The organism is Streptomyces sp. NPDC053750, assembly GCF_044544295.1.
GTDB lineage: Bacteria > Actinomycetota > Actinomycetes > Streptomycetales > Streptomycetaceae > Streptomyces.
On sequence record NZ_JBITXB010000016.1, the window covers coordinates 96,711 to 107,109 of the forward strand.

7 protein-coding genes and 1 pseudogene are annotated in these 10,399 nt (G+C 70.4%); 2 read left to right on the forward strand and 6 right to left on the reverse strand.

The annotated features are described in order from the left end of the window. The first annotated feature begins 8 nt into the window (after positions 1-8). Both ACIGO6_RS32950 and ACIGO6_RS32955 read left to right on the forward strand, forming a co-directional pair. The gene (locus ACIGO6_RS32950; RefSeq protein WP_399882747.1) at positions 9-842 is read left to right on the forward strand and encodes a pectate lyase; all 834 of its coding nucleotides are present in this window, start codon (positions 9-11) and stop codon (positions 840-842) included. A 266-nt stretch (positions 843-1,108) separates the two neighbouring features. Further along, a complete protein-coding gene (locus tag ACIGO6_RS32955; protein ID WP_399882749.1) occupies positions 1,109-3,316 on the forward strand; it encodes a family 43 glycosylhydrolase in 2,208 nt (735 codons plus the stop codon). Here ACIGO6_RS32955 and ACIGO6_RS32960 read toward each other — a convergent pair. The 6 genes and pseudogenes from ACIGO6_RS32960 to ACIGO6_RS32985 all read right to left on the reverse strand — a co-directional run. After that, complete coding sequence (locus ACIGO6_RS32960; RefSeq protein WP_399882751.1) at positions 3,297-4,397, reverse strand: dienelactone hydrolase family protein; 1,101 nt, start codon at positions 4,395-4,397, stop codon at positions 3,297-3,299. The genes ACIGO6_RS32955 and ACIGO6_RS32960 overlap by 20 nt on opposite strands. After that, positions 4,381-5,508, reverse strand: coding sequence for a pectinesterase family protein (locus ACIGO6_RS32965; protein ID WP_399882753.1), 1,128 nt, complete (start codon positions 5,506-5,508; stop codon positions 4,381-4,383). The genes ACIGO6_RS32960 and ACIGO6_RS32965 overlap by 17 nt, the downstream gene beginning before the upstream one ends. A gap of 79 nt (positions 5,509-5,587) precedes the next feature. Continuing rightward, positions 5,588-6,928, reverse strand: coding sequence for a polysaccharide lyase family 1 protein (locus tag ACIGO6_RS32970; protein ID WP_399882755.1), 1,341 nt, complete (start codon positions 6,926-6,928; stop codon positions 5,588-5,590). 35 nt (positions 6,929-6,963) lie between these two features. Then, positions 6,964-7,764 carry a rhamnogalacturonan acetylesterase gene (locus tag ACIGO6_RS32975; protein WP_399882757.1) on the reverse strand — a complete coding sequence of 267 codons (801 nt, stop codon included), beginning with the start codon at positions 7,762-7,764 and terminating at the stop codon, positions 6,964-6,966. Between the two features lie 146 nt (positions 7,765-7,910). After that, positions 7,911-9,275 (reverse strand): ABC transporter substrate-binding protein, encoded by a 1,365-nt coding sequence (locus ACIGO6_RS32980; protein WP_399882759.1) that lies wholly within the window; start codon positions 9,273-9,275, stop codon positions 7,911-7,913. A gap of 80 nt (positions 9,276-9,355) precedes the next feature. Next, positions 9,356-10,396 (reverse strand): annotated as a pseudogene (locus ACIGO6_RS32985) (polysaccharide lyase family 1 protein); the annotation flags it as partial. Positions 10,397-10,399: the final 3 nt, after the last annotated feature.

The following is a 10,399-nucleotide window of genomic DNA, read 5'->3' on the forward strand; positions in this document are numbered from 1 at the left end:
AATTGGGCATGACTGCACGAGCCGAACAGCGCGTCCGCCACCGCCGCCGGGTCACCAAGCGGCGAGCGGTGATCGCCGGAACCACGGCCCTCGGCCTGACGGGTGCGGCGATCGTCACCACGACGATGCTGTCCACCGCGGGTGCCGCCTCGTCCTGGCCCGAGGACACCGGCAGCAAGCCCGTCTCGTCGACGATCCCGGTCAAGGGGACCTACGACGGCGGGATGAAGAAGTTCTACGGCACCGGCGACCTCGGCGGCGACAGCCAGGACGAGGGCCAGGACCCGATCTTCGAGCTGGCGGACGGCGCCACGCTGAAGAACGTCGTCATCGGCACCCCGGCCGCCGACGGCGTCCACTGCAAGGGCTCCTGCACGCTGCAGAACGTGTGGTGGCTGGACGTCGGCGAGGACGCCGCCAGCTTCAAGGGCACCTCCGCCTCGGCGGTGTACACGGTGTACGGCGGCGGCGCGAAGAACGCCGACGACAAGGTGCTGCAGTTCAACGGCGCGGGCAAGCTCGTCGTCTCGAAGTTCCAGGTCGAGAACTTCGGCAAGCTGGTGCGCTCCTGCGGCAACTGCAGCAAGCAGTACAAGCGCACGATCATCATCAACGACGTGGACATCACCGCGCCCGGCAAGTCGATCGTCGGCGTCAACGAGAACTACGGCGACACGGCCGCCCTGCGCAACGTACGCATCCACGGCGACAGCAAGAAGAAGATCGAGACCTGCGCCCGCTTCACGGGCAACAGCACCGGCAAGGAGCCCAAGAAGCTCTCCCCGGTCGGCCCGTACGGCAAGACCTGCAACTTCACCGCCTCGGACATCAGCTACGAGTGAGCGCCGAGCACCCCTGATCCACCGGCCCGCCCCCCGGGCCGGTGTGCGCCGTCCGAGCCCCCACTCGGCCGGCCCGTCGAACGCCCCCACCGGTGACGACCGGTGGGGGCGTTCCCCTGTCCGGGGTCCGCGCACGGGCCGAAACTTTCGGCCCCCGCCGTCCCGTTGACGCCCCGCTTCCCACTGGTGACACTCCGAGGACACACGCCACCCAACAGAAACCATCAGACCTCGCCAGACCCCCTCAGACTCCCACAGGAAGTGTCATGCGCCGCCACACCGCCCGCCGCACGCTCCTGATCCCCCTCCTCGCCCTCCTCGTCACCCTGCTGGCCGCCCCCGCCGGCACCGCACACTCCGGAGCCCCACCCGTGAAGAAGTCCCCGTACGCCGGCTATCTCTTCGCCTACTTCACCGGCGAGGGCACCGCCGACGGCGAACAGATCCGCTACGCCCTCAGCCGCGGCAACGACGCCCTGCACTGGCGCGAACTGAACGCGGGCCAGCCGGTCCTGACGTCCACGATCGGCGAGAAGGGCCTGCGCGACCCGTTCGTGATCCGCTCCCCCGAGGGCGACCGCTTCTACATGATCGCCACCGACCTGCGGATGTACCGCGGCAGCAGCGGCAGCTGGGACGAGGTCCAGCGGCACGGCAGCAAGTCGATCATGGTCTGGGAGTCCACCGACCTCGTCCACTGGACCGACCAGCGCCTGGTGAAGGTCTCGCCGGACAACGCGGGCAACACCTGGGCGCCGGAGGCCTACTGGGACGACGAGCTGGACGCGTACGTCGTCTTCTGGGCGTCCAAGCTCTACGCCGACGACGACCCGGACCACACCGGCTCGACGTACAACAAGATGCTGTACGCGACCACGAAGGACTTCCGCACCTTCAGCGAGCCGAAGGTCTGGAACGACCCGGGCTACTCGGTCATCGACTCGACGGTGGTCGAGCACGAGGACACCTACTACCGCTACACCAAGGACGAGCGCGACCCGTCCTCCGGCTCGCCCTGCTCGAAGTTCATCACCGGTGAGAAGTCGACGTCCCTGACCGACACCTCGTACGACTTCGTCTCCGACTGCATCGGCAGCGGTGCGATGGACCGCGGTGAGGGGCCGACGGTGTTCAAGTCCAACACCGAGGAGAAGTGGTACCTGTTCGTCGACGAGTACGGCGGCCGGGGCTACCTCCCCTTCGAGACCACCGACCTCGACTCCGGCACGTGGACGCCGTCGGCCGACTACCAGCTGCCCGCGAGCCCCCGGCACGGCACGGTGATCCCGGTGACGCAGGCGGAGTACGACCGGCTGCTGGCCGCCTACCCGGCGAGCCCCGCCTCGATCGTGGACGCCACGGCACGCGGGCAGAAGGGCTATGCGGTCGTCAGCGAGGAGACCGGCAAGGTCGTCCTGCCGATGGAGCCGCGCACGAACCTGCACAACCTCGCCCCGAAGCTGTGGGTCGGCGAGGGGGCGACGCTCAGCCCGAGGTCGGGCACCCGCCGCGACTTCCGCAGGCCGCAGACGTACACGGTGACGGCCGCCGACGGCACGAAGCGCACCTGGACCGTCGAGGCGGTGCCCACCCGCAGCCCCGTCCTGCCCGGCCTGTACGCGGATCCGGACGTGCGGTACATGGACGGCCGGTACTGGATCTACCCGACGACGGACGGCTTCCCCGGCTGGGGCGGCACGCGGTTCAAGGCGTTCTCGTCGAAGGACCTGGTCCACTGGACGGACCACGGCGTCATCCTCGACCTGGGTCCGGACGTCGCCTGGGCCGACAAGAACGCCTGGGCCCCGGCGATCGCCGAGCGCGACGGAAAGTACTACTTCTACTTCTGCGCCGAACAGCAGATAGGCGTCGCGGTGGCCGACTCGCCGGCCGGACCCTTCAAGGACGCACTGGGTGAACCGCTGGTGGGCAAGGACCGGTTCAGCGGGCAGATGATCGACCCGGCCGTCTTCACGGACGACGACGGGCAGTCGTACCTCTACTGGGGCAACGGGCACGCCTACGTCGTCCCGCTGAACGACGACATGGTGTCCTACGACGCCGCCCGGGTGAAGGACATCACCCCGGACGACTTCCGCGAGGGCTCCTTCGTGGTGAAGCGCAAGGGGACCTACTACTTCATGTGGTCCGAGGACGACACCCGCAGCGAGAACTACCACGTGGCCTACGCGACCGGACCGACCCCGCTCGGCCCGTGGACCGAGCGCGGAACGATCCTGTCCAAGCGCCCCGAGTACGGCATCCTCGGCACCGGCCACCACTCCGTGGTCAACACGCCCGGCACCGACGACTGGTACGTCGTCTACCACCGGTTCGCCCTGAACGGCCCCGGGACGTCCGGCGGGGACGGCACGCACCGGGAGACCACGATCGACCGGCTGCGCTTCGCGGCGGACGGCACGATCGAGCCGGTGGTGCCGACCCTGGAGTCGGTCAGCCCGGTGCGGCGGTGACCGACTCCAGCCAGGCGAAGACCTCGTCCTGCATGCGCCGCGGAAAGGCGTGCCCGGTCTCCGGCCAGGTCTCGGTGCGCAGCCGGTCGGCGGCGCCGAGCGAGTGCCAGACGGCACGCAGCCGGGCGTAGGCGGTGCGCACGCCCTCGGCGGTGAACAGCGGGTCCTGTTCACCGCCGAGGAACAGCATGGGCTTCGGCGCGGCGATGCTCGCCACGTCGGGCAGGTCGAGGTGGCGGGCGAGACCCGGGTGCAGCATGTGGAACGCCGACTGTCCGCGCAGGGTGTTGTTGCCGGGCACCAGCATCCCCTTCAGGCCGGTCATCCAGCACACGCTCACGGCGGCGGCGATGTCGTCGCTGAGGCCGGCGGCCTGCCAGGCGCGGTAGCCGCCCATGGAGAAGCCGACGGCCGCGACCCGCCGGGCGTCCACGCGGTCGAGGCCGGCCAGGAAGCCGGCGGCTCGCTGGTCCTCGCGGGCCAGCAGCCCGGCCAGGGAGCTGCCGAGGTGGAAGAGGTTGCTCGCGAGGGCCTGTTGCCGTTCGTAGGTGAGCGGCTCGCGGTCGCCCCAGCCCAGGGCGTCCGCGCAGAACACCACGTGGCCGCGCCGGGCCAGTTCGTCGCCGGGGAAGCGTCCGTCGAAGTGCCGGTCCGCCCAGTCGACGGCTGCGGTGAGCCGGGTGCTGTCGTACCAGGGGCGGACCAGTTTCTCCTTGCCGATGTCGAACCGGGAGCCGTGGTCGTGCAGGAGCAGTGCGGCCGGGAAGGGCCCGGCGCCGTGCGGAGTGAGCAGGGCGCCGCGGACCCGTCCGTAGCGGGTGAGGGAGAGGGTGACCAGCTCCCGCGTGTACCCGTCGCCGTCCTCGCGGGCGGTGAACTCGGGGGCGTACGGGGTGTCGTCCTGCCGGTCGACGAGGAGGTGGGCCTCCACCGTGGCGCGGGCCGCCCGTCGCCACGCGTCGAAGTCCCGGACCGGTGAGGTCCCCCAGGCGAGCGGGAAGGTCAGCTCGTCCTTGAGCGCCGGGTGGAAGCCGGGCAGGTTCCCGGGCGGGGCGTCGGGCGCGTCACCGGCGGCGGGCATACGGCCGCCAGTCGCCGAGGTACGCCTCCCGGGTGTGCGCGGCGGCCTCGGCGCGGGTGAGCTGCGGACGGTTCTCCGGGACGGTGACGGCGGCGGCGGGACCGGTGTTGCGGTACTCGGCGAACCGCTGCTCCTGCCAGGGGTGGGCGTCCCGCATGTTGGCGTAGGGCGCGACCGCGTCGATGCCCGCGCCGAGGTGGGTCTCGCGCACGGTGAGCATGGGGCGGGCGGTGGTGTCGGAGCTGGGCACCCAGGGGCGGGCCAGCTTGTAGTAGCCGTCGGGGGCCTCGCTGGTGATCCGGCCGCGCGTCACCAGGTAGCCGCGCGGGTTGGCACCCGCCGTGGACGGTGCGAAGACGAAGCCGTACGGGGCGCCGGACAGGTCCGTGCGGACCAGGGTGCGGAAGTGGCAGTCCTCATACACGGCCGTGGCCCGGCCGAAGACGAAGTCGACGTCGCCCTCGACGTAGCAGTGGGCGTAGTACTGGCGGGCGAAGAGGCCGAGGTCGCGGGTGTCGGCGTAGAGGGTGTCCTGGTGGCCGAGGAAGCGGCAGTGGTGGAAGGCGGTGCGGTCGCCCATGGCCTTGACGGCGACGGCCTGGGTGCCGGTGAAGTCGGGGTGGTCGGCGCGCAGCCAGTCGTTGGCGAAGGTGATCCAGCGGGCGGTGAAGCCGTCGGCCCGCACGGTGGTGGTGGCGGAGCCGCTGGTGCCGTAGGTGCCGGAGCCGTCCGGCTTGGGGGTGCCGGCCGCGTTGTCGTAGACGATGACGACGTCGCGCGAGTCCTCGGAGGCCCCGATCCAGGTCGCCTCGGTGCGGTCGGCGTCCACGGAGACCGTCTCGCGGTAGGTGCCGGGGGCGAGGACGAGCGTCCAGCCGCTGCCCCGGGCCGCGGTCACGGCGGCCTGGACGGAGGTGAAGTCGCCGCGGCCGTGCGGGTCGACGTACAGGGTCTGCGCGGAGCGGCGGGCGGCCGGTGAGCCGTACCGGCCGAAGGGACGCGGGCGGGGCCGGGCGCCGGCGACGGCGGGGCCGGCCGTGAGGCCGAGGGTGGCGCCGGCGCCGGCGGCCGCCAGGAGGAAGCCTCTGCGGGACGGGGCGGGTCGGTGCATGCCGGTGTTCTCCTTCAGGGGGTGCGGGGCCGGAGGGCCGGGGCGGTGCGGTCGCCCCGGCCCGGTTCGTGGACGGGCGTCAGCGCAGGCGGCCGGCGCCCGCGCCGTGGTCGACCGCGAAGGGGACCGCCCAGGCCGGCAGGACCGTGGTGCGCAGGGTGGGGGTCCAGCCCGCGCCCGACTGGAGGGTCTCGCCCGGGATCTCCTCGTTGTGCACGGCGATCAGGTCGACGGTGCGGCCGTTGACCCGGTTGTGCGCCGCGGTCACCGGCGCCTCGCTCCACTTCTTCAGGACCTTGGCGGGGCTGACCCCGTCCGGCAGCGTGAAGGCGTTGTGCTCGGCGACGAGCTGGGACTCCTTGCCGATGCCGAAGCTGTAGGCGTAGTCCTCGCCGGCCACGAAGTGGTTGTTGTAGACGTCGACCTGGCCGAAGCGGACGCGGGGCGCGCGCTCGACGAGGTTCTTGAACAGGTTGTGGTGGAAGGTGACCTTCAGGTGCCCGCGGTCACCGACGGCGGTGGACTCGCTGTCGCTGTTGCCGATCAGGATCGTCTTGTCGTGCTCGGCGAAGACGTTCCAGGACGCGGTGACGTGGTCGGCGCCCTTCACGATGTCCAGCTGGCCGTCGTGCTGCTGGTAGAGCATGCCGAAGTGGGTGGGCGCCTCGCTGTCGGGATGCTCGCCGTCGGTGAACGTGTTGTGGTCCAGCCACACGTGCGTCGACCCGTACACGACGGCACTGTCGTACTCGGAGTTCCAGTTGCCCTTGTCGCCGTCCGTGGGGTCCCACTGCGGGAAGCAGTCCACGGGGCTCTCGAAGGTCAGGTTGCGGACGATGACGTTGTCCACGCCCTTGATCTGGAGGCTGGCGCCCTTGAGTCCGGCGTTGCGTCCGACGCCGATGACGGTGGTGTCGGCGGGGACGTTCGCCTTGATGGACTGGTCCTGCCGGGCGGCGGAGGCACGGCGCAGGCCCTCGGGGCTGTCGTCGGGCTCGGCGCTCAGGTCGGTCTCCAGGCCCCACTTCTCGGGTGCGTACTTCTCCAGGTAGGCGTCGAAGTCGTAGCCGGGGGCGGCGAAGGCGGCGCAGCCCTCGGAGACGGCGTCGATGGTGCCCTTGACCTTGATGATCCGCGGCGCGCCGGGGTCGGCGGCGAGGGCGGCCTTGAACTCGGCCCAGGTGGTGACGGTGTACACGTGCTCCGCGTCGGCGGCGGCCCCGCCGGTGGTGCCGGTGCCGTGGGACGCCCAGCCGTCGTTCGCCGGCAGCGTCTGCCGGGCGGTGTCGCGCTGCTGGTGTTGGCCGGGCCGGGCCTGCGCGGTGGCGGCGGTCAGGCTCAGCACGAGCGCCGTGCAGCCGACCAGCGCGGCGGCTCTGGTGCGAGCTGTGGCATGCCCATGCCATCTCTGTGTGCTCATGGTGCGGCTCTCCCTTTTCCGAGGTTCGGGGGGTGTTACGCGGTGGCCGGCGCGGGCCAGTCGATCCAGGACTCGGGGATCTCCTCGTCCAGCCGGCGCACGTCCCGGTGCGCCAGCACCCGCGTGCGCAGCAGCTCCCGCGCGACGAGCCGGGCGACCGCGATCGCGCCCGGCGGATTGAAGTGGGTGTTGTCCTGCTCGGTGGCGGTCCAGTTGAAGTACGCCTTGGTCCCCTCGAGGCCGAGCCGCTGCCACAGCGCGAGCGACAGCGCCTCGACGTCGAGCAGCGCCACGCCCTCCTCCCGCGCCAGCGCCCGCATCGCCGCCGGGTACTCCCCGTGACTGGGCCGCGCGGTCCCGGCCGCGTCGAACCGGCGCCGCTCGACGGGCGTGGCCAGCACCGGCCGCGCCCCGCGGGCCCGGGCGCCCTCGACGTACAGGCGCAGATGCTCCTGGTACGTGGTCCAGGGCTCGGTGTGGCGGGTGGGGTCCTCGTCCTTCTCGTCGTTGTGCGCGAACTGGACGAGGAGAAGGTCACCGGGCCGGATCAGACCGAGCACGGCATCGAGCCGCCCCTCGTCGACGAAGCTCTTGGAACTCCGCCCGTTCACGGCATGGTTGGCGACACCGAGCTCCTTGCGAAGAAAGAACGGCAACGCCATTCCCCACCCGGTCTCGGGCGCGGCATCGGAGTACTTCTGCGCGGCGGTGGAGTCACCGGCAATGAAGAGGGTCCGGCCCCGGTGCCCACCGGCTTGAGCGGTGCCGGTCGCGGCAAGGGCCAGGGGAATGGCGGAGACGGCGGCTGAAGTGACTTGTCTTCGGGTGAGTGACACGCCGATGTGCCTTTCAGAGGGGGATGGACAGCTCCCCAGGGGCGCGGGGCTGTATTGATGTGCGGCTCCGCCGCGTGGGCGCGACAAGCCAGGGACGGCCTGCGGCCCGCATGCGACAGGCCGCCCCACGGCGAAACCCGGAACAACTACCCCATCTGCTCGTTCCACTCGGCCTGCGCCTCATTCAGCTGCTCGGCCATGCCATCGAGGAACGACTTCGCGCTCAACTTCCCGAGCAGCACCTTCTGCAGATTCGGCTCGTTGTCCGCCTTGGAGATCGTGTTCCAGTCCGGCAGGTAGTACGGCAGCTGCACAATGGTCGTAGACCCGTCGTTCAGCGCCTCCGCCGCCAGCTTCGTGGGCTCCGCCTTCTGGATCCACGCGTCCTTCGCGGCCTCCGTGTTCGACGGCACCTGCCCCGCCGACTCGTTGAACTTCGAGTTCTGCGCGTGCGACGTGGCGAACTCGATGAACTTCCAGGCGGCCTCCTTGTTCTTGGAGCTCTTGAAGATCCCGAGCCCGTCGACCGGGTTGGACACCTGGACGCGCTCGCCGGAGGCGCCGACCGGCTGCGGGATGCCGCGGAACTTGTCGACGCCGAGCGCCTTCACGTGGTCCTGGTAGGAGCCCAGGTTGTGGTTGAGCATGCCGATCGTGCCCGAGTCGTACTGGGCGACCATCTTGGCGAAGTCGTTGTTGACGTCGGCGGCCGGCGTGGCCTTCTTGTAGAGGGCCGCGTACTTCTCCAGCGCCTCGACGTTCTTCGGGTCGTTGACGGTCGTGTTCTTCTTCTCGGAGTCCCAGAAGGAGGTGATGCCGGACTGCCCGTACATCGCGTCGAGCGCCTGGGCGATGGAGCCGGAGCCGCCGCGGATGGTGTAGCCGAACTCGTTCTTGCCGGCGTTGGTGAGCTCGTCGGCGGCCTTGTAGAAGGCGTCCCAGGTCGTCGGCGCCTCCAGGCCCGCCTTCTCGAACAGGTCGGTGCGGTAGTAGAGGACGCCGTTGTTGGCCGAGGTCGGCACCGAGTACAGCCGGCCGTCGCCGCCACCGGCGGCCCGCAGCGACTCGATCATGTCCTTGTTGACCCTGCCGTTCAGGGACGACCCGGTGAGCCGGTTGTCCAGCGGCTCCAGCGCGTTCTGGGCGGAGAACCCGGCGAGCATCGCCGCGCCGACGCCGCCGACGTCCGGCAGGCCCCCGCCCTGGATGGCCGTGTCGACCTTGGACTGGTACTCGGTGGCGGCGATCCCGACGTACTCGACGTCGATGTCCGGGTTCGCCTTCTCGAACTCGGCGATGATCTCCTTCCAGACGGCCGTACGGATACCGCCGTTGTTGTCCCAGAAGACGATCTTGCCCTTGCCGCTGCCCTCGGCGCCCTCGTCACCGCCCGCCCCGCTGCCGTCGTCACCGCAGGCGGTGGCGGTCAGCGCGAGTACGGCCCCCAGGGCGACGACGGCGGAGGTCCGGCGCCTGCCTGTGCTTCTGCTGCTGCGCATGCTGATCTTCATCGGTCGGCTCTCTTCTTCTGGATCCAACGAAAGAGGTGAACGTGCTGAACGCGTGGGGGGGGGGTCGGTGGTCAGTGGATGCCGAGCTGCTTCTGCGGTCCGGAGAAGCGCTTGACGAGGGCGGGCACGGCCGCCGCCGGGTCGAGCCGGTAGGCGTAGAAGTCACGCGGGTCGAAGGCGGCACCCCACGCGTCGTGGCGGCCCGTGGTGTTGCGCAGGATCGATCCGCGCTGCACCAGCTCCGCGGTGGGGTCGGCCTGGTAGGGGTGCTGGACGTCCCGGTAGTAGCTGTTCTCGATGACCATCTTCGTGGCGCCGCGCGACCAGTTCCCGTACGTCCACACGGGGTCGCCCGGATCGGCCTGCGCCGTCAGATAGTTGTTGTACAGGTGCGCGTAGGCGGCGTTGTCCACGGAGGGGTTGCGCTGCTTGGTGTTCGCGAACCAGTTGTGGTCGATGGTGATCTGCGTCCTGACGTTCGTCGTCCAGCCCAGACCGAACGTCTTGTTGTTGTTCTCGAACCGGTTGTAGGACACGGTCACGTACTCGCTGTCCTTGCGGACGTCCAGCTGCCCGTCGCAGATGTTCGAGAAGCGGTTGTGGTCGACCCACACGTGGTGGACGGTGTCCATCTGGATGCCGTCGAAGTCGGTGTCCTTGCAGTCCCAGTTGCCCGGGACCGCCGAGTCGCGGATCGTCAGGTTGCGGATGATCACGTTGTACGTGCCGGGGTTCAGGTGCAGCTCCCCGTGGACGATCTCGCCGGTGTCGCCCACACCGATGATCGTCTTGTTCGAGCCGACCTCGATCTCCGCGCCGAAGGGCTCGACGTCGATCGCGCCCGCCACCCGGATGACGTACGGCTCCTCGGCCGCCGCGTACTGCGCCAGCGAGGCCTGGTCGGTGACGGTGACGACCTCCCCTCCCGCGCCGCCGGTGGTACCGCCGGCGAGGGAGGCGAAGCCGTGCGGCCGGTCGGTGAAGCGCGGGTTCCCGGTCTCCGGGCCCGGGGCCGCCCGGGCCTCGCCGAGCGCCCCGAGGGCCAGGGCCGCGACCAGGCCCAGGACGGCGGCGAGGGTTCCGCCGCTTCCCGGGAAGCGCTTGCTACGGAGATGCGTCATTGC